16 protein-coding genes are annotated in these 26,314 nt (G+C 74.4%); 9 read left to right on the top strand and 7 right to left on the bottom strand.

The window, feature by feature from the left end; all coding sequences use genetic code 11:
- Positions 1-3: 3 nt before the first annotated feature.
- The 4 genes from ACIG5E_RS15540 to ACIG5E_RS15525 all read left to right on the top strand — a co-directional run bounded on the left by ACIG5E_RS15540 (position 4) and on the right by ACIG5E_RS15525 (position 7,212).
- The gene (locus ACIG5E_RS15540; RefSeq protein ID WP_396533928.1) at positions 4-4,569 is read left to right on the top strand and encodes an amino acid adenylation domain-containing protein; all 4,566 of its coding nucleotides are present in this window, start codon (positions 4-6) and stop codon (positions 4,567-4,569) included.
- A 59-nt stretch (positions 4,570-4,628) separates the two neighbouring features.
- Entirely contained in the window at positions 4,629-5,474 is an 846-nt protein-coding gene (ddaH, locus tag ACIG5E_RS15535) for a dimethylargininase (protein ID WP_396533927.1), read from the top strand.
- 129 nt (positions 5,475-5,603) lie between these two features.
- Positions 5,604-6,617, top strand: a complete 1,014-nt coding sequence (locus ACIG5E_RS15530; RefSeq protein ID WP_396533926.1) for a TauD/TfdA family dioxygenase — start codon at positions 5,604-5,606, stop codon at positions 6,615-6,617.
- Between the two features lie 163 nt (positions 6,618-6,780).
- Positions 6,781-7,212 (top strand): hypothetical protein, encoded by a 432-nt coding sequence (locus tag ACIG5E_RS15525; RefSeq protein WP_396533925.1) that lies wholly within the window; start codon positions 6,781-6,783, stop codon positions 7,210-7,212.
- A gap of 351 nt (positions 7,213-7,563) precedes the next feature.
- Here the strand turns inward: ACIG5E_RS15525 and ACIG5E_RS15520 are convergent, their stop codons facing one another.
- Positions 7,564-9,000 carry an amidase gene (locus ACIG5E_RS15520; protein ID WP_396533924.1) on the bottom strand — a complete coding sequence of 479 codons (1,437 nt, stop codon included), beginning with the start codon at positions 8,998-9,000 and terminating at the stop codon, positions 7,564-7,566.
- Between the two features lie 143 nt (positions 9,001-9,143).
- On the opposite strand from ACIG5E_RS15520, the gene ACIG5E_RS15515 reads away from it, so the two are divergent.
- From ACIG5E_RS15515 to ACIG5E_RS15495, 5 genes are all read left to right on the top strand, one after another.
- On the top strand, positions 9,144-9,746 hold the full coding sequence (locus ACIG5E_RS15515; RefSeq protein WP_396533923.1) for a TetR/AcrR family transcriptional regulator: 603 nt from the start codon (positions 9,144-9,146) through the stop codon (positions 9,744-9,746).
- A 43-nt stretch (positions 9,747-9,789) separates the two neighbouring features.
- A complete protein-coding gene (locus tag ACIG5E_RS15510) occupies positions 9,790-10,806 on the top strand; it encodes an RNA ligase family protein (protein WP_396533922.1) in 1,017 nt (338 codons plus the stop codon).
- A 236-nt stretch (positions 10,807-11,042) separates the two neighbouring features.
- A complete protein-coding gene (locus ACIG5E_RS15505) occupies positions 11,043-11,957 on the top strand; it encodes a diiron oxygenase (protein ID WP_396533921.1) in 915 nt (304 codons plus the stop codon).
- Between the two features lie 36 nt (positions 11,958-11,993).
- Positions 11,994-13,655 carry an FAD-dependent oxidoreductase gene (locus tag ACIG5E_RS15500; protein WP_396533920.1) on the top strand — a complete coding sequence of 554 codons (1,662 nt, stop codon included), beginning with the start codon at positions 11,994-11,996 and terminating at the stop codon, positions 13,653-13,655.
- A 201-nt stretch (positions 13,656-13,856) separates the two neighbouring features.
- A complete protein-coding gene (locus ACIG5E_RS15495; protein WP_396533919.1) occupies positions 13,857-14,003 on the top strand; it encodes a hypothetical protein in 147 nt (48 codons plus the stop codon).
- Between the two features lie 67 nt (positions 14,004-14,070).
- Here the strand turns inward: ACIG5E_RS15495 and ACIG5E_RS15490 are convergent, their stop codons facing one another.
- From ACIG5E_RS15490 to ACIG5E_RS15465, 6 genes are all read right to left on the bottom strand, one after another.
- Positions 14,071-14,925: a class I SAM-dependent methyltransferase gene (locus tag ACIG5E_RS15490; protein WP_396533918.1), complete on the bottom strand. Its 855-nt coding sequence runs from the start codon at positions 14,923-14,925 to the stop codon at positions 14,071-14,073.
- Between the two features lie 161 nt (positions 14,926-15,086).
- Positions 15,087-17,648: an FtsX-like permease family protein gene (locus ACIG5E_RS15485; RefSeq protein WP_396533917.1), complete on the bottom strand. Its 2,562-nt coding sequence runs from the start codon at positions 17,646-17,648 to the stop codon at positions 15,087-15,089.
- Positions 17,642-18,445 carry an ABC transporter ATP-binding protein gene (locus ACIG5E_RS15480; RefSeq protein WP_396533916.1) on the bottom strand — a complete coding sequence of 268 codons (804 nt, stop codon included), beginning with the start codon at positions 18,443-18,445 and terminating at the stop codon, positions 17,642-17,644. The genes ACIG5E_RS15485 and ACIG5E_RS15480 overlap by 7 nt, the downstream gene beginning before the upstream one ends.
- Before the next feature lie 70 nt (positions 18,446-18,515).
- A complete protein-coding gene (locus ACIG5E_RS15475) occupies positions 18,516-23,246 on the bottom strand; it encodes a DNA repair ATPase (RefSeq protein ID WP_396533915.1) in 4,731 nt (1,576 codons plus the stop codon).
- A 29-nt stretch (positions 23,247-23,275) separates the two neighbouring features.
- The gene (locus ACIG5E_RS15470; RefSeq protein ID WP_396533914.1) at positions 23,276-25,297 is read right to left on the bottom strand and encodes a flotillin family protein; all 2,022 of its coding nucleotides are present in this window, start codon (positions 25,295-25,297) and stop codon (positions 23,276-23,278) included.
- An 82-nt stretch (positions 25,298-25,379) separates the two neighbouring features.
- Positions 25,380-26,150, bottom strand: a complete 771-nt coding sequence (locus ACIG5E_RS15465) for a hypothetical protein (protein WP_396533913.1) — start codon at positions 26,148-26,150, stop codon at positions 25,380-25,382.
- Positions 26,151-26,314 lie beyond the last annotated feature (164 nt).

Here is a 26,314-nt window from a genome sequence, read left to right as displayed (position 1 = left end):
GACGTGTCCACATCGCGCGAGGACAGGATCGCCGCGCTGCCGGCGCACCTGCGCGAACAACTGCTGCGCCGCCTGGCCGGAGCCTCCGGTCCGGCCGAGGAACCGGGCATCCCGACAGTGCCGCGCAGCGGGCCGCTGCCGATGTCTTTCGCCCAGCAACGCCTGTGGTTCCTCCACGAGTTGGACCCCGAGTCGGTCGGCTACAACTCCTGCTTCGGGCTGCGGCTGACCGGTGAGCTCGACGCCGGGGCGCTGCGTTCCGCCCTCATCGGCGTGGTGCGGCGGCACGAGGCGCTGCGCACGACCTTCGACTCGGTCGACGGAACACCGGTGCAGACCCCGGGCGAGGAGTTCGCCCTCCCCTTCGAGCAGGTCGACCTGAGCGGACTGGACGGTGCGGACCGGCAGGCGGAGCTGGACCGCGCGGTGGCGCGGGACCTGGCCCGGCCCTTCGACCTGCGCACCGGCCCGCTGCTGCGGGCCCTGCTGGTCCGCCTGGCGGAGCGGGAGCACGTCCTTGTCCTGACGCTGCACCACATCAACCACGACGGGTGGTCGATGAGCATCGTGACCCGGGAGATCGGTGAGCTGTACCGGGCCGGGCGCGAGGGCCGGGCCGCCGACCTGGCGCCGGTACCGCTGCAGTACGCCGACTTCGCGGTGTGGCAGCGCGAACAGTGCTCACCGGACGCGCTGGCGCCGTCGCTGGCCTACTGGAAGGAGCGGCTGGCCGGCCTGTCGCCGCTGGAGCTGCCGGCCGACCGGCCCCGGCCGGCCGTGCGCACCTCGGGCGGGGACGTGGAGTCCGTCCTCGTGCCGGCCGGGGTGGCCGACGGGCTGCGCGCCCTGTCCCGAGAGTGCGGAGCCACACTGTTCATGACGCTGACCGCGGCCGTCCAGGTGCTCCTGGCCCGTTGGACGGGGCAGCGCGACGTCGCCGTCGGAACGCCGGTGGCCGGGCGCGGGCACCCCGGCCTGGAGGGGGTCGTCGGCTTCTTCCTGAACACCCTGGTGCTGCGGGCCCGGCTGGAAACCGGCCGGTCGTTCACCGAGCTGCTGGCGGGCGCGCGCGAATCCGTGCTGGAGGCCTTCCAGCACGAGGAGGTGCCCTTCGAGCAGGTGGTGGACGCGGTCCAGCCCGAGCGGGACGCGGGCCGGATGCCGCTGGCGCAGGTCCTGGTCGTCCTGCAGAACGCCCCGGAGGCGCGGCTGGAACTCAGCGGGCTGGGCGTCGAGCAGTACCGGCTCCCCCAGGCCAGTACGGGCTTCGACCTCGTCCTCGGCTTCGAGGAGCGGCCCGACGGCTCGCTGGGCGTCGACGTCGAGTACAGCGGCGACCTGTTCGACGCCGCCACCGTACGGCGGCTGTGCGGACACCTGGTGACGCTGCTCGGCTCGATCGCGGCCGCACCCGACCTGCCCTGGACGGACCTGGCACTGCTGACCGACGAGGAGCACCGGCGGCTCACCGGCGAGTGGGCCCGCACCCCCGCGCCGGACATCGACGACGTCGGCGTGCACGAGCTGATCGCCCGGCGTGCGGCGGAGCATCCCGGGGCGGTCGCCGTGGAGTGCGGCGAACAGCGGCTGACGTACGGCGAACTGGACCGCAGGTCGGGCGAGTTGGCCCGACACCTGGCCGCCGTGGGGGTGACGCCCGGGTCGGTGGTGGGCATCTGTCTCGACCGCGGCCCGGACCTGGTGGTGGCCACCCTGGCCGCGCTGCGGACGGGCTCCGCCTTCCTCCCGCTGAACGCCGCCTTCCCGCCCGCCCGGCGGGAGCTGATGCTGTCGGAGACCGCGGCGCCGGTCGTGCTGACGCAGCGCTCGCTGCTGGGCGACTTCGCGGACACGGCCACCCGTGCCATCGCCGTGGACGGGCCGTGGCCCGGCGACGGCGACGGCACGGACACCGTCGAGGAGCCGCGGGTGGGGCCGGAGGCGCTGGCGTACGTCATCTACACCTCCGGCTCCACCGGCACCCCCAAGGGCGTGCTGCTCCGCCACCGCGGGCTGGTCAACATGGTCACGGCCACCGCCGGGCGGTTCGGGCTCGGGGTGGGCGGCCGGGTGCTCCAGCTGTCCTCGCCTAGCTTCGACGGCGCGGTGTGGGAGACCTTCCTCGCGCTCACCTCCGGCGCCACGCTGTGCCTGCCCGAGGCCGGAGTCGAGGCGATCGGACCCGAGCTGGTCATCGGCCTGGCGAAGGGCGAGCCGGTGCTGCTGAGCCTGCCGCCCGCGGCCCTCGCGGCCCTGGAGCCCACCGACCTCGCCGCGGGCTCGACCGTGCTCGCGGTCGGCGACCGCTGTCCGGTCGAGCTGGCCCGCGCCTGGTCGGGCCGGCACCGCTTCGTCAACGGCTACGGGCCCACGGAGGCCACCGTCGGCGCGGCGCTGTTCGAGGGCGAGATCCCCGCGGACGCCGCCCGGCTGCCCATCGGCAAGCCGATCGCCGGCGTGGAGGTCTACGTCCTGGACGAGGAGCTGCGGCCGGTCCCGGTCGGCGTGACCGGTGAACTGTTCATCGGCGGACGGGGCGTGGCCCGGGGCTACCTCGGCCGTCCCGAACTGACCGGGCAGCGCTTCGTCCGCCACCCGTTCAGCGACGACCCCCGGGCCCGGCTGTACCGCACCGGCGACCTGGGCGCCTGGCTCCCCGGCGGGGACCTCGACTTCCGGGGGCGCACCGACGACCAGGTGAAGATCCGCGGCTTCCGGATCGAGCTGGGTGAGATCGAGACCGCCATGGGCCGACTGGCCGGGGTGGACCAGGCGTGCGCCCTGGCGCTGGACCACGGCGGGCGCAAGCAACTGGTCGGCTACCTGGTCCCGGCCCCGGGGGAGACGCTCGACCCGGGCCGGGTGCACGACGAACTGACCGCGCTGCTCCCGGAGTTCATGGTCCCGTCGGCCTTCGCCGTGCTGGACCGGCTGCCGCTGACGGCGCACGGAAAGGTGGACCGGCGCGCGCTGGCCGAGCGACCGGTGACGGCGCGGCGCGAGCACGTCGCGCCGCGCACCGAACGGGAGGAGGTGCTGGCGGAGGTCTTCCGCACCGTCCTCGGCGTCGAGCGGGTCGGCGTGCACGACGCCTTCTTCGACCTCGGCGGCGACTCCATCCTGTCCACCCAGGTGGTCTCCCGCGCCCGGCAGGCCGGGCTGGAACTGACGGTCAAGGAGCTCTTCCAGGCCAGGACGGTGGCCCGGCTCGCCGAACTGGTGCGCACCGCCGACACCTCCGGGGCGGAGCGGGACGGGCAGCCGGACGCCGGTCCGGTGCCGCTGACCCCCGTACAGCACTGGTACTTCGACACCCACACCGCCAACCCGCACCACTTCAACCAGTCCGTCCTGCTCGAACTCGCCCCCGGCGCCGACCCCGACGCCGTACGGGCCGCGCTGGCGGCCGTGGTCGCCCGCCACGACGCGCTGCGGCTGCGATTCACCCGCGTCGGCGGCCAGTGGCGCCAGGAGGTCGTCGAACGCCCCGACGGCCGTTGGCACTTCGTGCACCTCGACCTCTCCGGCACCCCGGAGGAGCAGCTGCCGGACCGGATCGACGCGGCGGTCCTCGCGGCCCAGACCGGCCTGTCCGTCACCGACGGGCCGCTGCTGCGCGCGGCGCTGTTCACGCCGGCCGACCGGCCGCCCCAGCTCTTCCTGACCGCGCACCACCTCGTCGTGGACGGCGTCTCCTGGCGCGTCCTGCTGGACGACCTGCGGATCGGGTACGGCCAGCTGTCGGCCGGCAAGGACGTCGACCTAGGCCCGCGCAGCACCTCCTTCGGGCAGTGGGCGCGGCGCCTGGAGCAGTTCACGGCGGAGGGCGGCTTCGACGACCAGTCCGAGTACTGGCGGGCCGCCACGGCGGACGCCCCCGCGGTCCCCGACCCGGGGCTGGTGTCGCAGGCCCGGACCGTCCACGAGCAGCTGACCGCGGAGGAGACCGACGCACTGCTGCGCCGGGTCCCGGGGGCGCACCGGGCGCGCATCAACGAGGTGCTGCTGGCCGCGCTCGGCCGGGCCCTGTCCGGCTGGACCGGCCGGGACCGCACCCTGGTCGAGCTGGAGGGCCATGGTCGGGAGGACTTCCTGGACGGCGTCGACCTGTCCCGTACGGTCGGCTGGTTCACCGCCGCCCACCCGCTGGCGCTGGCCGTGCCGGCCGACGCACCGATGTCCGCGGCGGTCCGTACGGTCAAGCGGCAGCTGCGTGCGGTACCGCGGCACGGCATCGGCTACGGCGCGCTGCGCCACCTGACCGCCGACCGGCCGGGCCGCCCCCGGCTGGACCCGGTGCGGGCCCTGGTCGGCTTCAACTACCTGGGGCAGTGGGACTCCGCGGCCGCCGGCGACGGACTGGTGGTGCGTCCCCTTCCGCACGGCGGCGCCGATCACCACCCCGCGGAGCGCCGGGCGCACCCGCTGGACGTGGTCGGCTCGGTGGAAGGCGGGCGGCTGGAGTTCAGCTGCACCTACCCCGCCGGGCACTTCACCGAGGCGTCCGTCGCCGAGCTGCTGACGGGGATGCTGGACGGCCTGCGCGAGCTGGTTCGCGCCACCCCCTGAACCCCCGCGGCCCCCTTCGCGCCGCCCGCCATCGTCCGTCACACTTCCCGAGGAGAGCCATGACTCACCGAGCGCAGTCCGCCGTCCCCGCCCGTGAGGCCCGTCGGCGCCGCTACCTGATGTGCCGTCCCACGCACTTCGAGGTCACCTACCGGATCAACCCGTGGATGGACCCGGCGAAGCCGGTGGACACCGATCTGGCCGTCGCCCAGTGGGAGAAGCTGCGGGCGCTCTACCTGGAGCTGGGCCACGAGGTGGAGCTGATCGACCCGCTCAGGGGCTACCCCGACATGGTCTACGCCGCCAACGGCGCCACGGTGGTGGACGGCAAGGTCCTGGGCGCCCGGTTCCGCAACGTCGAGCGGTCCGCCGAGGGGCCGGCCTACCTCGCCTGGTTCCGGGACAACGGCTTCACCGAACTGCACGACCCCGAGTACGTCAACGAGGGCGAGGGCGACTTCCTGGTGGCCGGGAGCCTGGTCCTGGCCGGCACCGGCTTCCGCAGCGAGCCCCGGTCGCACGCCGAGGCCCAGGAGTTCTTCGGCTGCCCGGTCGTCAGCCTGGAGCTGATCGACGAGCGCTACTACCACCTGGACACCGCGCTGGCCGTGCTGTCCGACGACGAGGTGATGTACAACCCCCGGGCGTTCTCGCCGGGCAGCCTGGCCGTGCTGGAACGGCTGTACCCCGACGCCGTGCTGGCATCCGCGGAGGACGCGGCGGTGTTCGGGCTCAACGCGGTCAGCGACGGGAGGCACGTGGTGCTCCCGGAGGCGGCCACCGGCTTGGCGCGGGAGCTGCGCGAACGCGGCTTCGAGCCGATCGGGATGGATCTGAGCGAGCTGCTCAAGGGCGGCGGCAGCGTCAAGTGCTGCACCCTGGAGGTCCGCGAAGCCGCTGCCTGACGCCCCTCCGGTGAGGTCCGGTGAGGTCCGGCGATGGCGGTGAGGGCGGTGCACCCGACCGCCCTCGCCGGCCCTCACCGCCCCGCCCGACCCGTGTGCCCACATCCCCCTCCTGACTGGAGCCCTTTCATGACCCAGCCGAACGTCGCGTCCGACCCGTCAGCGCCCTTCTCCGGCGGCCGGGTGACGACCGCCCCCGTGGACCCGGAGCCGTTCCTGCTGCGCATCGAGGCCGCCGAACCGGGCGTGCGCCTGGACCGGTGGATCAGTGCCAACCGCACCCGCCTCGTCGATGAACTCCACCGCCACGGCGCCCTGTTGTTCCGGGGATTCGCGGTCGACAGCCCGGCGGAGTTCGGCAGCGCCGCCCGCGCGTACTCGCCCGACCTGCTCGACTACCTGGAGCGGGCCGCACCGCGCACCGAGATCGCCGACAAGGTCTTCACCTCCACCGAGCTGGCCGCCGACCGGTGGATCGACTTCCACCACGAGATGTCCTACTCCCACAACTGGCCGAGCACGCTGTACTTCTACGGCGACCGCCCGTCCGCGCAGGGCGGAGCCACCCCGGTGGCCAGCGAGCGCGCGGTGTACCCGAGGATCCCCGAGGAGATCCGCGAGCGCTTCCGGCGCCACGGCGTCGCCTACGTGCGCAACTACAGTCCCGGACTGGACATCCCCTGGCAGGACGTCTTCCAGACCACCGACCGGGCGGAGGTGGAGGCCTACTGCCGCGCCTCGGACACCGAGTTCAGCTGGATCGGCGAGGACGGGCTGCGCACCCGCTCGGTCCGCCAGGCCGTCGCCCGGCACCCGCGCACCGGTGAGACGGTGTGGTTCAACCACGCCCACATGTGGCACGTCTCCACCCTCCCCGGGGACGTGGCGGAGTACCTCCTGGACGAGTACGGTCCGGAAGGCGTGCCGCGCAACGCGTTCTACGGGGACGGCACGCCCATCGAGGACGAGGCCGTGGCGTTGATCGGCAAGCTCTACCAGGAGGCCGCGGTGTCGGTGCCCTGGCAGCGCGGGGACGTCCTGGTGGTCGACAACTTCCTGGCCACCCACGCCCGGGAGCCGTTCAGCGGCGACCGCCGCATCCTGGTGGCGATGTCCGACCTGTACGTGAGCCAGGGGATCTGAGCCCCGCCCGGCGGGAGGTGGTGCAGCGAACTGCACTCCGGACTGGGCACCCACACCCGTGTGCCGGGCGGCCCGCGCGCGGGACGATGAAGCCGTCCGAAGAAGTGCGGCGGAACCGGTAGGGCGGATCCGCCGAAGACGAGCTGCCGGTGGAGGAGCCGCTGTGGACGAAACGTTGGCAGCCCGAGGGAGCACGGCCCGAGCACGTCGACGTCCGGGATGGCGGGCGGCGCTCTGCCTGGCCGCCGTCGCCGTGCTCCCCCTCGGAGCGACCGCCTGCAAGGCCGACGCCCAGACGACGGCGGACCGGGTCGAGGTGTGCTCCCGGGTGCTGGGGCTGACCCTCTTCGATCCCTTCCCGAACGACGCCGACAAGGCCCGCAAGGACGTGCGCGAGCGCGCGGACAAGCTCGACGAGCTGGCGAAGATCGCGCCGGACGACGACCTGCGCAAGGCCGTCGAGACCGCCGCGAAGTCGCTGCGCGACGCCCAGCCGAAGGACCACGGCGCCCGCACCGTGGTCGACTACCTGGCCGAACAGAACGACCGGCTGAAGGACTTGCGGAAGACCTGCACCGACTCGAACAAGTACTGACCTTCCGGAAACACGGATCACGAGCCAGGGTGGCGTGGCCCGAGCAGAGCGCTCACCGCCCACCCGTCAGCGCGCCGGGGCCGGAACACCCCCCGTACGCCGGCCCCGGCGTCGGCCGTAGGGCGCCTCAAGACCCCCCGGTTCTTGGGGCGCCCGTCGGCCCGAGATGCTGTGACCCCCACCCGCATCCAGGAGTGACCGGTGGCCGGCGAGATCGGTACGGCGTTGGGCGCGTTGGTCCTGGCGGGTGGCTGCCTGTTGCTGCTCGGCTTCGGGCTCGACCTGCTGCGGCCCGGGCGGGCCGCGCCGCCGGAGCCCTTCGAACAGCATCACCACAGTGGTCCCGGTTCGTTACACCCAGGGGTCGATCGGGGTGAGGGTGCCGAGCCGGTCCTCGACGTGCTGGGCGGCGGCCAGGCAGAGGTCCTCGCGGAACGGGCGCCCGACCAGCTGCACTCCGGTGGGCAGGCCGTCGGGGTCCAGCCCGGTCGGGACGGCGACGGCCGGGACGCCGACGAAGCTGGTGACCGAGCAGAGCCGCATGGCCGAGGCGACCCGGTCCCGCCCGGCCTGGTCGCGCGACTCCAGGCCGGGTTCCACCGGGGGCTCGGTGAAGACCGGGCCGAGCAGCAGCGGGTAGGTGTCCAGGAACTCCGTCCAGGAGCGGCGGATGTTCATCCAGGTGCCCATGAGCCCGATCAGCCCGGCGGCGTCGACGGGCGGGGTGTGGCGCATGGTCAGCTCGATGTAGCGGTCCCCGCCCTCGCCCAGCAGCTGCCGCACGGCGGGCCAGCTGGGGGCGAACTCGGTGTTGGTGAGCCGGTGGTAGGCCCTCAGCGCCTCGTCCAGCCGGGGGACGTCGGGGACCTCGTCCACCTGGTACCCGGCGTCGCGCAGGGCTTCGGCGGCGGCCTCGACGGCGCGGCGGACGGCGGGGTGGACGCCGTGGCCGCCCGGGTCGGCGACCATGGCGACCCTCGGCGGGTTGCCGAGCGGCTCGCCGTGCAGGGTCCCTCCGTACAGCGGCTCTCCGTACAGCGGCGCCGGGACGGCGCGCGGGTCGCGTGGATCCGGCCCGGCCAGGGTCTCGTACGCGAGCCGCAGGTCGGCCACCGTGCGAGCCAACGGGCCGTCCGTGACCAGGAGTTGGGAGGCCGGGCCGGGATCGTCCGGGCCCAGCATCCGCTGGTCGGCGGCGAACCGGCCGGTCGTCGGCTTGAGTGCGGCGACCCCGCAGAAGGCAGCCGGGACGCGAACCGAGCCACCGGAGTCGTTGCCGAGCCCCAGCGCGGCCATGCCGGTGGCCACCGCCACGCCGTCCCCGCCGCTGCTGCCGCCGGGGGTGCGGGTGGCGTCCCACGGGTTGCGGGTGTCGCCGTACAGCTCGCTGCGGGTGTGCATCCCGGCCAGGATCAGGGTCGGCATGTTGCTGTGCCCGATCGGGATCGCCCCGGCGGCGCGCAGCCGGGCCACCGGGATGGCGTCGGCGGGGGCGATCAGCTCGCGGAAGCGCGGCGTGCCGAAGGTGGTCGGCACGCCCTCGATGCGGGTGCACTCCTTGACCGTGAACGGCACCCCGGCGAGCGGGCCGAGCCGCTCGCCCGCCGCCCGGGCCCGGTCGGTCTCCCGGGCGGCGGCGCGGGCGCGGTCGGCGAGGAGCTGGGTGACGGCGTTCACCTGCGGGTTGACCTCGGCGATCCGGGCGAGGTGGGCGTCCACCACCTCGCGCGCGGACACCTGGCCGCTGCGGACGGCGGCGGCGATGGCGGTGGCGGGGAGTTTCCACACGGGGGGCTCCTTGGTTCGTTCCGATGCGATTGCTGTTCCGATGCGGGTGCATCGGATGCGGCGGCACCGGAACCCTAGCCGGAGATCCGATACGCTTGCATCGGAATAATTTTCGAGTGCGGACGGGAAGTGCGGGGGCCGGTATGCCGAAACAGGTCGACCACGAGGAACGGCGCCGACGGATCGCCGAGGCCGTGTGCGCGCTGATCGACGCCCAGGGCCTCGAAGGCGTCACCCTGCGGGACGTCGCCACCAGGGCGGACGTCTCCATGGGCGCCGTCCAGCGCTGCTTCCGCACCAAGGAGGAGATGCTGCGGTTCGCCCTCGGCCACATCGGCGCACGCGTCACCGAACGCGCCCACGGCCGGGTCGTCGCCAGCCCCGCCCAGTCCGCAGCGAGCACCGTCGGACACGTCGTCGGCGAGGTCGCCCTGCTGCGCGACGAACACCGGGCCGAAGCACGGATCTGGCTCGCCTTCCTCGCCGCCGCCGCCGTCGACCCGGCCCTCGCGGCCGGCCTGCGGACCAGCTACGCCGACCTCGAAGGGCTGCTCGCTGGACTCATCGCGGAAGCGTCGGACGCTGTCGACGCCCGGCGCGAAGCCCGCACCCTGCTCGCCCTCGCCGACGGACTCACCGCGCACGTGCTGATCGGCCACCGGACGACGGCCGAGGCGGAGGAACTGCTGCACGCGCACCTGGCCGGGGTGTGGGAGGCGGCCGCTCGTACGACTGCCGGCCGCTGAATCCCCGTTGCCGGGGGGCGGGCGCTGCGGCGAGGATCTGTTCGTGTCCGAGACGGCGTTCGAAGGGCCCGCAGGGGCCGAACTGAAGCCCTACCCGAAGATCCCCGCCCGGGGACGCTCCGGCGCACCCGGCGGCCGCGAGTGGATCGCGGCGGAGAAGGTGCACGGCGCCCACTTCGCCGTGGTCTGCGAAGGCCCCTCCGTACGGCCCGCCAAGCGGCGCGACCTGCTGGGCGACGAGGAACTCGACGCCTTCTTCGGCGTGAGCCGGATCTGGCCGCAACTCCTCGTCGCAGCCGGGCGCTTCGCAGCCGCTCTACGGGCAACCCGGGGGGAATCCGCCGTCGTCACCGTCTACGGCGAACTCGCCGGCGGCCGCTACCCGCACCCCGACGTGCCCGCCGTCACCGGAGCCGAACCCGTACAGACCGGCGTCTGGTACGCCCCCGGGCTGCGCTGGCTCCCCTTCGACGCGACGGTGGAGACGGCCGAAGGGCGGTGGTGGATCGCCGACCGTGAACTCCGGTCCGCCGCGTCCGCCGCCGGCCTCACCTGCGTGCCACTGCTCGGACACGGCTCCCTGAACACCCTGCAGGACCTGCCGGTCACCTTCCCGAGCCGCGTCCCGGCCCTGCTCGGACTACCGGAACTGGCCGACAACCTCGCCGAGGGGTACGTCCTCAAACCGGCCGGTGAATGGCACGAGTCGGACACCGCCCGGCCCGTCATCAAGGCCAAACAGAAGGCCTTCGCCGAGGACGACCGCTACGACGGTGCCCGCCCGTACCTCCCCCCACCGGAAGGCGCGGCAGGCGTCCCCGCCTGGCTCCTGGTCCAAGCCTCCACCCTCCTCACCCCCACCCGCGCGGCGGCCGCCGTCAGCAAACTCGGCCCCCGCACACCGGCCGACACGGTGGCGGCGGAGATCGCCCACGACGCGGCCGACGAACTCTCCGAAGCCCTCGGCGGATTGGAGCCCGCCACCCTGGAGGCGCTCCGGCACGCCCTCGAACCCGCAGCCCGCTCCCTCGCCGCCTTCGACGCGGCGGACCGGCGGTGACGCCGGGTCCTGGCCGAGAGGGCTGAGGGGGCCGTGGACCGACCGGGCGGAACGGGTCGACGGCGGCTTCCTCGCCCTTCCGCGTGCCCGGACCGTACGGAAGGGGGGCGCGCGCCGCCCGGCCTCGCGCCGGTTCACACCTGCGCGGGGGGTTCTCGCGACCGGGCTCTTATTGTACTGTCCGTCTAATAAGCGGGCGAGCGGGAACCCGCAGGAGCAGGCACCTGGAGGCAGCCATGGCTCTCACCCGGCAGGCGACCGAGCACGGCCACACGGCGGCCGACGACGACGTCTCGAAGCGGCTGCTGGACTCGGCCGCCACCCTCTCCTTCGACCCCTTGACCGAGATCGACTGGGAGGCCCCCCTCCCGGAGGAGCACTACGGCCTCAACCCCGAGTGGAGCACCCTCTACGGCACCCGGCTCTGGGACGGGATGACCGAACAGCAGCGGGTCACCCTCACCCGGCACGAGGTCTGCTCGATCATGAACACCGGCATCTGGTTCGAGATGATCCTCCAGCAGATGGTGCTGCGCGATCAGTACCTGAAGAACCCCGCCAGCGCCGAGTTCCAGTTCGCGCTCACCGAGATCGCCGACGAGTGCCGCCACTCGATCATGTTCGCCCGCGCCTGCCAGAAGATGGGCGTCCCCGCCTACCGGCCCAACAAGGTGATCGCCCAGGCCGGGCGCGCCTTCAAGGCGCTCGCCAAGGGTGAACTCGCCTACGGCGGCATCCTGGTGGCCGAGGAGGTGCTGGACGTCATGCAGCGCGACTGGATGCGCGGCGAGAACGTCCTGGAGATCGTCCGCGGCACCTCCCGGATCCACGTGGTCGAGGAGTCGCGGCACATGAAGTTCGCCCGGCAGGAGATCCGCGAGCGGATGCGCCACGCGGGCCCGGCCCGCCGCCGCACCTCGGCCACCGGCATCGCGATCGGCGCGTACGTCATCGTCAGCAGCATGGTCCACCCGGGCGTGTACAAGGCCGCCGGGCTGGACGTCGCGCGGGCGCTCGCAGAGGCGAAGGACAACGAGCACCGCAAGGCGATGATGCGCAACAGCTCCCGGCACCTGATGGCGTTCCTCGCCGAGGCCGGGCTGCTCACCAGCCGATCGGCGGCCGTCTACCGCCGCGTGCACATGCTCTGACGACGAACCAGCTAGAGCGAGGACCCCACTCCGGCCATGGCCTACGCGATCACCCGTACCTGCTGCAACGACGCCTCGTGCGTGTCCGTCTGCCCGGTCAACTGCATCCACCCGACCCCGGACGAACCGGAGTTCGGCAGCACCGACATGCTGTACATCGACCCGCGGGCGTGCATCGACTGCGGCGCCTGCGCGGACGCCTGCCCGGTGGACGCGGTGTTCCCGGTCGACCGGCTGCGCGGGCCGGACGTCGTCTTCGGCGACCTCAACCGGGACTGGTACCGCGATCACCCCAACGACCACGCCTGGGGCGCGCCCAGCTTCCCGCGCAGCCTGCCGGGTGAGCTGGGCACGCTGCGGATCGCCGTCGTCGGCACCGGGCCCTCCGCCGGGTACACCGCGCAGGAACTGCTGCGCTGCACCGGCGCCGAGCTCACCATGATCGACCGGCTGCCGGTCACCGGCGGCCTGCTCCGGCACGGCGTGGCGCCCGACCACCAGTCCACCAAGCGGATCGCGGAGAGCTTCGCGAGCGTCTTCCACGACCCGCGGCTGCGGATGCACCTCAACCTGGACGTCGGCACCGACGTCACCCACGAGGAACTGGCCGCGCACCACCACGCGGTGGTGTACGCGGTCGGCGCGGCCGCGGACCGGCGGCTCGGCGTGCCCGGCGAGGACCTGCCGGGCAGCCTGCCCGCGACCGCCTTCGTCCGCTGGTACAACGCCGACCCGACGGTGCCGGCCGGCACGGTGGAGCTGTCCGCCGAGCGGGTGGTGGTGGTCGGCAACGGCAACGTCGCGGTCGACATCGCCCGCATCCTGCTCACCGACCCCGACCGGCTCGCCGCCACCGACATCGCTGACCACGCCCTGGCCGCGCTGCGCCGCAGCAAGGTCCGGGAGGTCGTGCTGCTGGCCCGGCGCGGGCCCGAGCAGGCGGCCTGGAGCAGGCCGGAGTTCCTGGCGCTGGGCCGGCTGCCGGGAGTCGAGCTGGTGGTCGAGGACCACCCGGAGGTGCGGGCGGCGATCGAGGCGGCCGCGCCGGACTCGCGGGCCGGGCTGCTCGCCGGCCTGCCGCTGGTGCGGCACGACGGCGGCGCGGAGCCGGGGCCGGGGCGGCGGATCGTGCTGCGCTTCCTGTCGGCGCCGGTCGAGCTGACCGGTGAGGACGGCCGGGTCTCGGGGCTGACCGTCGAGCGGACCGCGCTGACGGCGGACGGCGAGCCGCTCGGGGTGGCGGGGGAGATGGACACCCTGCGGGCCGGGCTGGTGGTGCGCTCGATCGGGCACCGGGGCGTGCCACTGCCGGGGCTGCCGTTCGACGAGCGGACCGGGACGCTCGCGCAGCGCGGCGGACGGGTCGTCGACCCCGCCACCGGGCGGGCGCTGCCGGGCGCGTACGTGGTGGGCTGGGCCAAGCGCGGGCCGTCCGGCGGGATCGGCGCCAACCGGGCCTGCGCCCGGGAGACGGTGGACGCGCTGCTGGACGATGCGGTGGCCCGGGTACTGCCCGAACCGTCGGCGGGGCGGGCGGAGTTCGAGCGGCTGGTGCGGCGGCGCCGGCCGGACGCGGTGGGGCTGAAGGAACTGCGCGCGGTGGACCGGGCGGAGCGCGAGCGGGGCGCGGCGCAGGGGCGGCCGCGGGTGAAGCTGGCGACGGTGGCGGAACTGCTGGCGGCGGGCCGACGGCGCTGAACCGCGCGCCCGGACTCGGTAGGCAGGGCGGCCCGCGCGGGTGGAGGCGTGGGCCGCCCGGTTGACGTGGCCGTGACCTGGCGCCCGGGGGCGCGTTGGGTTGATGTGAGTAGTTTTGGGGTGGCATCGGCTGCGTGGCGTCGGCCGACCGAAGAAACGATCCTGCAGCGGGCAGGGCACCCTCCGGAACCTGACCCGGAGGTGCCCATCTATGCCGAACTGGCGCGCCTGTGGCAGTCGGAGGGGCGATCGGTGCCCGGACTGCCGGACCCGGTCTGGGAGTCGCTGGCCGCCTCGGTGGCGTCGACCGTCTCGGCAGGCTCGGCCACCTCCGAACCCTCGGGATAGAACCGCCGTACGCGGAACGAGCCACTCGGGTACGGCGGCGGGGCGGAGTGCTCGTCCACGGCGGTGGTCACCCCGATGGCTTGACGGCGGTGTGAACGTACCAGGCGACGTACTCGCGCACGTCGTACATCTCCACCGTGGAGCGCAGGTTGAGCCACCGCGCCGGGTCGCCGAAGCGGCGCAGCACCTCCCACGGCAGCCGGAAGTACGCGTGCACCGCCTCCGTGGTGGGCGTGTAGTACGGCGTCGCGTCCAGTGCCTCCTCGACCTCGAAGCCGGCCTCGGCGAGCAGCTGCGGCAGGTTGCCGGCGTGGTAGAAGCGGGCGCCGGTCATCGCCATCGCGTCCAGGTACGGTTCGAGCAACCCCCGTGCATGCTGCGGGAGTTCGTCCAACGGGCCGGTGCTCATCGGGCCGAGCAGCACCAGCCGACCGCCCGGGCGCAGCACCCGGTGGAACTCGGCCAGGGCGCGGGCCGGGTGGTAGGAGTGGACGAGCGTCTCCATCGAGTACGCGCCGTCGAACTCGCTGTCCGGGAAAGGGAGTTCGTGGTAGTCGCCCCAGCTGAAGACGGTCCGGTCGGCCAGCGCGGCGCGGGCGCTCAGCCGACGGGCCTCGGCGAGGTGGAAGTCCAGCACGTCGACCCCGGTGACCAGCAGCCCAAAGCCGGTCGCCATCGCCCGGGCCACCACCCCGGCCCCGCAGCCCGCGTCCAGCACCCGGGACCCGGCGGGCAGGGCCAGCTTGCGGCCGAGCACGTCCTCCAACTGTCGCTGCGCCCGCCACAGTCGCCACTTCGACTGCCCGGGCTCGGTCCACCCCCAGTGCCGGGCGTTGCGGGCCACCCGGGTGTAGAACCACCGGCTGCCAATGCGTCCGTACACCCGGCGCAGCGCGGCGAGGTCGAGTTCCTGAGCACCCATGCGGACACGCTAGCCGCGGGCCGGCGGCCCCTCCCGGCGGCGCCACGGGGGCTGCGCCGTCAGGAGGGTTCGTACGGTCTTCGGACTGGGTGATCAGCCGACCAGGGTGTCCTTCAGCCAGGTGCCGGCAACACCGGCACGTGCGGTCACTGCGGCGGGACTCAGGCCGCCCCCGCCGCGCCGCGGAGGATGCCCTGGCCGTCCCGGCCGCGCAGGGCCAGCGCCGCCGGGAGCACCGCGGCCGTCAGGGCGATGACTGCGCAGGCGGCGGCGAGCACGCCCAGCACCGTCCAGGGGACGACCGCGGGCGTCGGGCCGACCAGGTCGGTCAGAGCGGCCCAGGAGCCACCGACGCTGATCGCCGTGCCGAGCACGCCCAGCAGGGTGCCGGCCGCGACGCACATCAGCGTCTCGACGGCGACGGTGCGCAGCACCTGGGCCTTGGTGGCGCCGGCCAGACGCAGCAGGGAGAGCTCCTGGCGGCGGTCGCTGACCGTCATCACCAGGGAGTTGGCCAGCGTGATCGCCGCGTAGCAGATCGCCAGGCCGAGGATCATCAGCAGGGCGTTCCAGGAATCCCGCTCGGTGCTGTCGGTGGCGGCGGACCAGACCTCCTCGGGGGTGGTGAGCCGGGCGCCCAGCCCGTCCACGGCCGTCCGCAGCGCGGCGGTGGCCTGCGCGCGGTCGGTGCCGGGCAGCAGCCGCAGGTCGATCCGGCTGACCAGGGCCGGGCCGCCGACACCGCCGGTGACGGCGTTGGGGCCGGTCACCCAGGCCTGGACGGCTTCGGCGCCGGTGCCGAGCAGGGCGGCGACCCGCAGGTTCCGCGGGGTGCCGTCGGCCAGCCGGACCGACACCTGCCCGCCGACCGCGGGCGAGCCGGGCCAGGTGCGGCTGAGCACGATCGAGTCGGGGCCGAGGTCGGCGAGCGAGCCGGCGATGACCGGGAGCCGGTCGACCTCGGCCAGCGCGGTGGGGTCCGCCGTCGCGGCGCGGAAGGGCACCAGGGCCTGGCCGTCGGCCACGGTCGCCATGACGGAGGTCGGGGTGATCACCAGCGCCCGCACCCCGGGGACCGAGCGGACCCGTTCCGCCACGGCCGTGCTCAGACCGGGGGTACCGGCCGGGGTGACGACCAGGTCGGCGGCGGACAGCTGGTGGTGGACCTCGGTGACCTGCGAGCGGTTGATGGTGTCGATGCTGCCGAGCAGGCACCCGGCGAAGGCGATGATCAGCACCACCGGGGTGGTGGTCGCGGCGGTGCGCCGGAAGGCGGTCAGCGAGCTCTGCCGGGCGGTGGCCCAGACGATGCCGCCGCCGTCCTCGACTGCGCGGCCGCGCAGTCGGGCCACCAGCCCGGGCAGCACCGTCAGCAGCCGGATCGCCGGTCCGGCCAGCACGGCCGCCAGCAGCACGCAGCCGGTGACGATCGCCAGCAGCAGGGAGAGCGAGTCGGCGACGTTGGCCGCCGTGTCCGGCCAGCTCTTCGCCGTCAGTACGAGGGCCGCGCTGCCGCCGCCCAGCACCAGCAGGCCGCTCACCCAGCGGAACGCCAGCGCGAGGCGCGAGGTCCGTTCGGCGTCCGCCTCCGCGAGCGCCTCGCCGGGGCTGATCAGCCCGGCCTTCACCGAGGAGAACACCACGCCGGTGATCGCGGTCAGCAGCCCGATCGAGGCCGCGACGAGCAGCCCCCACCAGGTGACCGGGACGGTGAACTCGGCCGGCACCATGCCGTGGTCGACCAGCCAGCGGCCGGCCGGCGCCGTCCCGGCCGCGCCGAGCGCGCACCCGGCGGCGGAGGCCAGCACGCCGACCACCAGGGCCTCCCGGTTGACCAGGGTGCGCAGCTGCCGGCGGGTGGCGCCGATCAGCCGCAGCAGGGCGAGTTCGCGGCGGCGCTGGGCGATCGACAGCGCGAAGGTGCCGCCCACCACGAACACGGCGGTGCCGCCGGAGACCGCGGCGGACAGGCCGAGCGGGGTCTGCACGCCGTCCAGCCGGCTGCTGACCTCGGCGTGGTGCGGGTCCGCCTGGCTGCGCTCGGTGCCGGTGAGCACCCGGGCGACGCTCGCGCCGCCGGTCGCGTCCACGGCCCGGCGCACCGCGTCGGCGGGGCCGAAGGCGGCCAGCGCGCCGACGGCGGGGCAGTACCGGGCGGCCTGGGCGTCGGTGAAGAAGACGGCGTGCTCGTACGGCTCGGCCTCGGTGACGCCGGAGACCGTCGCGCTGTGTACGCCGTCGGCGGTGACGTACCGGACGCGCTGTCCGACCTGCTCCGGGCGGCCGCCGCCGATGACGACCTGGTCGTCGGCGGCCGGGGCGGCGCCGGCGGCGAGCCGGTAGCCCCCGAGGGCCGCGCTGGACCAGGCGCGTCCGACCTGGTCACGCGGGCCGTCCGGGAGCTGGGCGTAGAAGGTGTGGTCCTCGACCGTACGGCCGGTCGCGGCCACGGCGGCGATCAGCCCGGCGGGCAGACCGGGCTGGGCGGGGACCGGGGTCGGCTGGACGTCACCGTTCGCGGGCTTGAAGTCGACGTTCAGGTCGGCCGTCACCAGGACCGGGGCCTCGGAGAAGCGCTGGCGGCCCTGGTCGGGGACGTCGACGGTGGCGGCGATGACCAGGATGGACGTGGCTATCAGGGCGACGCCGCAAGCCAGCGCGACGAAGCTGCCGACGAACGAGGCCCAGCGGAGCCGGACGGAGGCGAGGGCGAGGGTCAGCATGCCGCAGCCTCCGCCGAGTGAGCCTGCGCCGAGTGAGCTTGCGCCGAGCGAACCTCCGGCGAGTGGGCCTCCAGCGCGGTCATCCGGGCGGCGACCTGCTCGGCGGTGGGCCGCTCCAGCGAGCCGGCCAGCCGGCCGTCCCGGAGGAAGAGCACCTGGTCGGCGTAGGAGGCGGCGACGGGGTCGTGGGTGACCATGACCACGGCCCGGCCGGGGTCGTCCGCCATCCCGCGCAGCAGGGCGAGCACCTCGCGGCCGCTCTTCGTGTCCAGCGCGCCGGTCGGTTCGTCGGCGAGCAGCACCGCCGGGCGGGTGATCAGCGCCCGGGCGATGGCGACCCGCTGCTGCTGGCCGCCGGAGAGCTCGCCCGGCCGGTGCCCGGCCCGGTCGGCGAGGCCGACCGCGGCCAGGGCGGCGGTCACCTCGGTCGGCGCGGGGCGGCGGCCGGACAGCTTGGCCGGGAGTGCCACGTTCTGGGCCGCGGTCAGGGCGGGCAGCAGGTTGAAGGACTGGAAGACGAAGCCGATCCGCTCCCGGCGCAGGACGGTCAGCTCCTTGTCGCGCAGCCCGCCGAGGACGGTGCCGTCGACCCGCACCTCGCCGCCGTCGATCGCCTCCAGGCCGGCGGCCGACCGCAGCAGGGTCGACTTGCCGGAGCCGGAGGGGCCCATGACGGCGGTGAAGGTGCCGAAGGGGAACCCGACGCTCACGTCGTCCAGGCCGACGACGGGTTCGGGCCCGCGCCGGTAGGTCCGGCGGACGGAGCGGAGTTCAACGGCGAAGTGCGCGGCGTTCATGATCCCCATCCCACCGCGCCGGACCAGGCCGGCTCAATGAGCAGGGGTTCACTTCCGGGGGTGTAGCTAGCTACACCCCACGCCAGGTGCGCTTCAGCTCCGCCCAGCGCTGCGCCTGCTCCGGCGTCAGAGCGCCCCGGAGCTCGGCCAGCTTCAGCAGCTGGGCCTCGGCGTCGGCGCCGAGCGGCTGGGCCTCGGCCCGGTAGTGGTCGGCGAGCAGGGCGTCCAACTCGGGTCGGGTGAGCGCCGGGTCGAGGCGTTGGGCGAGCTTGGCCATGTTGCGGTAGGAGCCCTGGAGCAGGAACGGTGGCTCGGTGCGGGCGCGGTCGTCCTGGGCGGCGGAGGCGAGGTAGGCCCGGTTGACGGCCAGGACGGTGCCGCGCAGGTGGAGCAGTCCGGCCAGGACGGCGGTCATCCGCTCCACCTCGGCAGCCGGCCAGGCGCCGGCCAGGGTGCCGCCGGGGGTGCCCGCGGCGCGGGCGAGCAGGGTGTCCAGGTCGGCGCGCTCGGCGGTGGCGAGCGGGGCCAGGTGCGGGTTGGCGGGCAGGGCGTTCTCGACGAAGCTGAGCGCGAAGAGGTCCTCGCGGCCGGCGACGGCGTCGCCGAGGTTCCAGACGTCGGCGCGGTTGGCGAGCATGTCGGGCAGCCGGAACAGCCGGCCGGACTCGGTGTACGGGTTGGCGGCCATCACCACCGCGAAGCGCTTGCCGCGCAGGTCCCACTCGCGGGCCTCGCCGTCCCAGACGCCGTCGATCCGGCGCTGGGCGTCGCACAGCGGGATGAAGCGCTGCAGGAACTCGGGCGAGGTGTGCTGCACGTCGTCCAGGTAGAGCAGCACGTTGTCGCCCGCGTGCAGGGCGAAGTTGAGCTTCTCAAGCTCGCGGCGGGCGGTGGCGTCGGGCGCCTTGGCCGGGTCCAGCGAGGTGACGTGGTGGCCGAGTGCCGGGCCGCTGACCGAGACCAGCAGCAGGCCGAGCCGCTCGGCGAGGTACTCGACCAGGGTGGTCTTGCCGTAGCCGGGCGGGGAGACGAGCAGCAGCAGGCCGCTGCGGTCGACCGGCCCGCCGGAGTCGACGGTGCCGAGCTGCTTGGCGAGGTTGTCGCCGACCAGCGGCAGGTACACCTGGTCGATCAGCCGGTTGCGGACGAAGCCGTTGAGCGGCGCGGGGCGGTACTGGTCGAGCCGCAGCCGGGCGTGCTCGGCGGCCAGCAGGTCGCCGCGCAGCCGCTGGTAGGCGCGGTAGCCGGGCACCTCGACGGCCTCAAACTCGCCGACGCGGGCGAGCAGTTCGTCCAGCCGCAGGTCCAGGGCGCCACCGGAGACCCGCGGGTGGTCGCCGAGCAGCCCGGTCAGCCGGGTGGCGACGGCGCCCTCGGCGGGGCGGCGCGGCAGCGACGGGCAGAGCAGTACGGCGGCGGCCTCGGCGAGGTCGCCCGGGTCGGCGTCGGCGGCGGCCGACTCCAGCCAGGCGGCGGCCAGTTGGCGCCGAACGGGGAGCAGCGAGGGCTCCTCGGGCAGGGCGGCCAGCGCCTCGGTCAGCCCGGCGGACTCGGGCGCGGCGCGGAACTTCTCCAGCAGGGCGGCCGCGCCGGCCGAGTAGGCGAAGGTCGGGGTGGCGGCGGCGAGTTCGGCCACCAGGTAGTCCCCGGCGCCGAGCGCTGCCGGCACGTCAGGTGCGAACTCCGCGACGGCGGCCGACAGTTCGGAGGCCAGCGCGGCCAGGGCCGGCACCGGCCCGTACGTCTGGCGGGCCAGGCCGAGCGAGCGGGCCCGGGTGTGCCAGACCAGCCGCTGCCGCTCGTCCGTACCGTGCGCCCAGTACAGCTGGGCCGCCGCCCGGGCGGCGGCCGGGTGGCGCAACAGGCCCGCCTCGGCGCCGAGTTCGAGCAGGGCGCGGAGCACCAGGGCGGCGTCGTGGTCGTGCACCCCGCGCTGGTAGCCCTCGTCCGGGCGCTGTTCGGCGGCCCGGCGGACGTACTCCAGCAGGTCGCCCTCGTCCGACAGCGCGTCCGCCAACAGCACGTCCGCCGACAGCGCCTCCGGTGAGGCGGCCAGCAGCAGGCTCGCGGCCAGGTACTCGGCGCGGTAGAGCGTGGGCGTCTCGGAGGGCAGCGGCCGGGCCCAGTACCGCTCGGTGGCGGCGAAGGCCGGGTCGGTGACGGGGGAGCGGTAGTCGGTGCCGGTGAGGGTGAAGGCAGGGCGGCCACGCCAGGGCAGCAGGGTGAGTTCGGGGCGCTGGGTGGTGACGGTGAACAGGTGGCGGCCCAGCCGCAGGGTGCCGGGGCCGTCCCCGGCGAGCTCGGCGCGGTCGCGCAGGGCGCGGTGGGCGCGGCCGCGGGCGGCGCGCAGCCGTCCGGTCAGCTCCTCGGCCCGGACCCGGTCGCCGAGCTCGGTCAACTGCCGGGCCAGGTCGCGGAGTTTGACGGCTGTCGGGTCGGCGGCCAGGGCGGCGTCGATCTCGGCGGCGGTGTCGAGGGCGGCGAGGCGCCGGTGCAGGGTGTCGAGGACGCGCTCGGCGGAGGCGGCCAGCCGGTCGGCCCGGCCGGCCCGCTCCTCCAGCAGGTGCTGGCGGCGGGCGGTGAGCGCGTCGTGGACCTCGGTGCGCCGGTCGGCGAGCTGTTCGCCGAGCGCCGGGTCGGCGTCGGCGAAGCGGGTCTCCAGCTGTTCGATCCGCAGCAGCAGCCGGCCGAGCTGGTCGTCGCAGCCCTCGGGGGTGTCGGCGGCGGCGAGGGCGGCGGTGACGGCCTGGGCGAGCAGCGCGGTCTCGGCGGCGAACTCGGCGGCGGCCTCTCGGGTGCGCAGCTCCCGGCGGCGGACGGTCAGGGTGGTGCGGGCCCGGTTGAGCAGCCCGAGGACGTCGGCGAGCCGGTCCAGGATCGCGGTGCGGGTGGTGGCGTCGGCCAGGTCGAGGGTGCCGACCAGCTCCGAGACGGTCTGCAGGGCCTCGCTCTGCTCGCTCAGCCGCGCGGACAGCGGTTCCGCCTCGGCGGCGGTGGCGATGGCCGCGCACTGCTCGACCAGTTCGCCGGCCCGGAGCCGGTGCGGCTCGAAGGCGGCGGGTTCGGCGAGCTGGACCACCGCCCGGTCGGCGGCCTCGGCCAGCCCCTCGGCGAGGTGCTCGGCGAGCGCGTCGATCCGCTGGCGGTCCACCCGCGGCAGGTCGCGCAGCGCCTCGACCCGGCCCTGGGCGCGGCGCAGTGCGGCCAGCCGGTCGACCCACTCGGCGGCGTCGGCGAGGGTTTCGCCGCGCGCGGTGCGCAGCAGGCCCTCGACATGCTCGGCGGTCTCCTCGGTGCGGGCCGCGGCGTGCGCGGTGAGCTGGGCGATCGCCTCGTACTCGGCGATCACCTGCCGGGCGGTGTCGCGGATCTCGGCGAGCGGCGCGGCGAGGTCGCCGAGGCCGTCCTGGCCGAGCCAGTGGTGCCGGTCGGCGGTGCGGGTGCAGGCGGCGAGCACGGCCCGGTGCCCGGCCGGGGTGTCGGCGCCGGCCGCGGCCAGTCGGGCCAGGGCCAGGCAGTCGGCCAGGCCGCGGACCAGGTCGGCGTTGCCGATCCGGGCCAACGGGCCGGTGCCGGGCGGCTGTTGGGCGGCGTGGCGTTCGCTGGTGAACGGGCTCTGCCACAGCTGGACGGGGTGCAGCCGGGTGGGGCCGTCCTCGGCCGGGCGCAGGGCGATGAGGGTGCCGTCGTCGAGCAGCGCGTAGCCCTGGCAGGCGAGCGGGGCGGCGGCCTCCTGGCGGACGGAGTTGTACGGCTGGAGCAGCGCGTGCCCGTCGGCGGGGGAGCGGAACTCGTACAGCACGTCCTCGCCGTTGGGGGAGAGGAGGGTGCGCTCGTACACCAGGCCGTCCACCGGCTGGTCGAAGACGCGCACGGTGCCGTCGGCGAGGTGGCAGCCGCCGGGGAAGGCCACGCCCTGGTCGGCGGGCAGCCGCAGGCAGGCCTGGCCGAGTGCGTCGATCCGGGTGACCCTGCCGGTGGGCAGGTGGACCACCAGGTGCCGGACGGTCTCCTCCTGGTACGGGCGCACCCGTACCAGCAGCAGGGTGCCGAGCCGGGCGTGGGCGATCTGGGCGTCTGCGAGGGTCTGCAGGGCCTCGGCGAGCGGCTCGTGGTGGAGTTCGCGGCCGTCGGGGGTGGTGAGGGTGAGTCGGCCGCCGTCCACGCCGAGGCGGAGTTCCCCGGCGAGGTCGGCGCGCGGCGCGGTGCCGGGGGCGGCGGTCAGCTGGTCGTCACGGGTGAGCGGCGTCCAGTCGAGCTGCTGGCCCTCGGCGGGGGCGTGGTCGCGCTCGCCGCGCCCGTCCTGGTAGTCGGCCCGGTCGTCGTCGAGGCGCCAGCGCAGCACCCGGACGTCGGCGGCGGCCGGGCCGGTGCGGAAGACGGCGAGCAGCCGGCCGCCGACCGGGCGCAGCCGTTCCAGCCGGGCGTCGCGGAAGTAGCGGCGCAGCTCGGCGAGGTCCTGGCGCAGCCGCGGGTCGTCCAGCAGGCTCCCCTCGGCGGGGGCGGGGGACAGGTCCGGGTGGTGCAGGCCGAGGACGTCCCCGGTGTCGTCGGCGGAGGCTTCGGGCCGGGTGCCAAGCAGCAGCATTCCGCCGGCGGCGGTGAGGTCCTGCGGCAGGCAGGGCCGGGCGGTGGTGAGCCGCCCGGTGCCGGTGAGCCGCAGCTCCCCGCCGCCGAACTCCTCGACCCGGCGGGCGTTCAACGCCCGTGCGCGGTCGGCGAGTTCGGCGGCGGCCCGGGCGAGCCGGTCGCGCAGGACCTCGTAGGTGCCGGCGTCGAGCCGGGTGTCGAGGGCGTCCACGGTCAGTTCCTCGGGTGCTCAGCGGGTTGTTACTTCGAGCCGTTCACGGAAGCGGCGGACAGTGCCCCGATCGGGGTCTCCGCGATCCCCAACTTCTTCGCCGAGTCGAGCAGTTGCCGCAGCTGCCCGGCCTGCTCACCGCCGCTGCCGATCAGCTTGAGCAGCAGCGCGGACACCGTCAGGTTCTGCACGTCCGCGGTGGACGCCGAGGACAGCACCCGGGTGAGGTCCTCGGTGAAGCTGGCCCGTCCGTCCAGCCACGGCCCGGCCAGGGCCTGGGCGGTCTGCGAGTGGCCGACGAAGGCGTCCACGCTCTTGCCGGCCGTCACGGACTGCACCAGCTTCTCGAAGAACACCGAGTCCCCGCCGACGATGTCGATCTTCGCCTTCTCCAGGCCGGTCGCGACCAGCGCGGCCTGCGCCTCGGCGATCTGCCGCTGCGTCTCCAGCCCGGCGAGGCGGACGTCCTTCTCTGCGGCCAGCCGCAGCCGGTACTCCTCGTGCTCGCGCGAGGCCTCGTCCAGCTTGGCCATCGCCGCGGCCTTCTCGGTCAGGCCCTCGGCCTCCGCCTTCAGCTTGGCGCCGACCTCCAGCGCGGCCGCCTTGGCCTTCTCGGCCTGCACCACGGCCTCGGCGCGGCCGACCTTCTCCACCGCCGCGGCCTCCTGCTCCCGCACCTGCACCCGGGCCAGCCCCTCGGCGGCGGCCTCCGCCCGGACGCCCTCGGCCAGCTTGACCTTGGCGGCCGCGTCCAGCTCGGCGGCCTGCTGCCGGGCCTCGGCCAGCACCAGCGACTCGCGGGCCTTGTGGGAGGCGGCCTGCTCGGCGGCCTCGGCGGCCTTGATGTCCTTGACGAGCTTCTCCTGCGCCTCCGCCTCGGCCTGGATGACCACGGCCTTGCGCACCCGCTCGGCCTCCTCGGTGGCCCGCAGCGTCTTGACGGCCTCCTCCTGCTCGGCGACGGTGCGCTCGACCGCGACCCGCTCGCGGACCACGTCGGCGACCTCCCGGCGGCGGGACTCGACCTCCTTGGTCTTGGCCATCACGGCGAGTTCGGTCTCCCGCTCGCGGCCGACGACCTCCAGCAGGCGGTCCTTCTCGATCCGCTCGTTCTCCACCGCGATCACCCGCTCGCGGTTCTTCTGCGCCACCGCGACCTCGCGGGCCTGGTTCTCCCGCTGCACCCCGAGCAGTTCCTCGGTGCGCAGGAAGGCGGTCTGGGCGTTGAGCCGCTCCTCCTCCTGCACCCGGGCGATCACCGCGTCCTCCTTGGCCCGCAGGGTCTCGATCTCGCGGCGCTGGCGGATCTCGGCGTCGGCCTGGCGGCGTTCGAGCTCCAGGACGGTCTCCCGGGCGTCGACGTTCTGCCGGGTGATCTCCTTCTCCTCGTTGCGCTGGTACTCGTTGGTGCGCACGTGCTCGATCGCGGTCAGCTCGGTGATCTTGCGGATGCCCTGGGCGTCCAGGATGTTGTCGCCGTCCAGCTGGCTCATCGGGGTCTGCTCGAGGTGGTCGATGGCCGCGTCCTCAAGGGTGTAGCCGTTGAGGTCGGTGCCGATGACCGCGATGATCTGGTCCCGGAACTCGTGCCGGTGGGTGTACAGGTCGGTGAAGTCCAGCTGCTTGCCGACGGTCTTGAGCGCCTCGGCGAACTTGGCCGCGAAGAAGTCCTGGATCGCCTGCGGGTCACTGGCCCGGGCGGTGCCGATCGACTGCGCCACCTTGACGACGTCCTCGACGGTCTTGTTCACCCGGACGAAGAAGGAGATCCGGATGTCCGCCCGGATGTTGTCCCGGCAGATCAGACCGTCCCGGCCGGCCCGGTGGATCTCCACCGTCTTCGCCGTGATGTCCATCAGCTCGGCCTTGTGCAGGATCGGCAGGACGATCGCGCCGGTGAAGGTGACGTCCACCTTCTTGGTCCGGGAGACGATCAGGGCCTTGCCCTGCTCGACCTTCTGGAACAGGCGGCCCACGAAGAGCAGGACGGCGAGCAGGATGAGCAGCACGACGGCGACGAGTACGCCGAAACCCACGGCGATGGTGTCCATCACGGAGTCCTTTGACGAGATGGTGGTGCGAAGTGGTATGTGAATTTCAGAAACTGACTTGACGTCAGATGCGTCAGATACGTCAGAGGCCTGGCGGAGACGGGTCGAACGGCGCGACCAGGAAGTGCTCGCCGTCCGCGTCGTAGTCGTAGATCAGCGCGGTGCGACCGGCGGTCAGCCCCGGCTCGGCGTCCGGGGTGCGGACCTGGACGGTCGCGGTGGAGCCGTCCTCGGCGGTCACCTCGGCCTGCCCGAAGTCGGCGGTCACCCGGCCGGTGCGGATCACGCAGACCCGGCCCACGAAGTCCCCCCGGGTGATCGGCCGGTCCTCCGGGAACAGCCGCCGCAGCGGCCGGACGAGCACCCGGGTGCCCGCCCAGGAGGCGACCAGCGCGACGGCGAACACGCCGCCGCGCGCCGGTGCCCCCGAGGTGAGGACGGTGCCGGACAGGCTGACGAACCAGGCGAGCGCGACCAGCAGCGAAACCGCCACCGTCGCGGGCACCCCGCCCAGCCCCAGCGCGTCCAGCACGCCCCCGTGGTGGCCGTTCCCGTGCTCGGAACCGTGGGCACTCCCCCCACCGGCACCGTGCCCGCCGGACGGCCCGTGGGCCACGTTCCCCCCGACACCGTGCCCCCCGGCACCGTGTCCGACGTGACCCACCGGGCCCACGTGCCCGGCGTGCCCGGCACCCAGGTGGTGCCCGACGCCATGCCCCCCGTGCAGGGCGTCGAACCCCAGGCCACCGATCAGCATCAGCAGCCAGTACCCGACGACCACCACCAGCGCGAAGCTGAACACCGCCGTCGGAAAGGCCAGCGCGGCCGCGAAGAAGCCCCCCGTCCCGGCCATGCTCCCCCGCCTTTCCCACGGCGCCGCACATCGGCGCCGGGGAGATCATGGCAGCGGGGGAGGCGCCCGCACATTGCCAGGATCCGGCAATCTTTACGGCCTTTTGACACCCTGGTACGCGCGTTTCCCGTGACACTGCAACAGTCGGGCAACAGGACGGCCCC

The sequence above is a fragment of the Kitasatospora sp. NPDC053057 genome, from assembly GCF_044546945.1.
Classification (GTDB): Bacteria; Actinomycetota; Actinomycetes; order Streptomycetales; family Streptomycetaceae; genus Kitasatospora.
The sequence above is the reverse complement of the archived record's forward strand: the minus strand, read 5'-3'. Positions and strand labels throughout refer to the sequence as shown.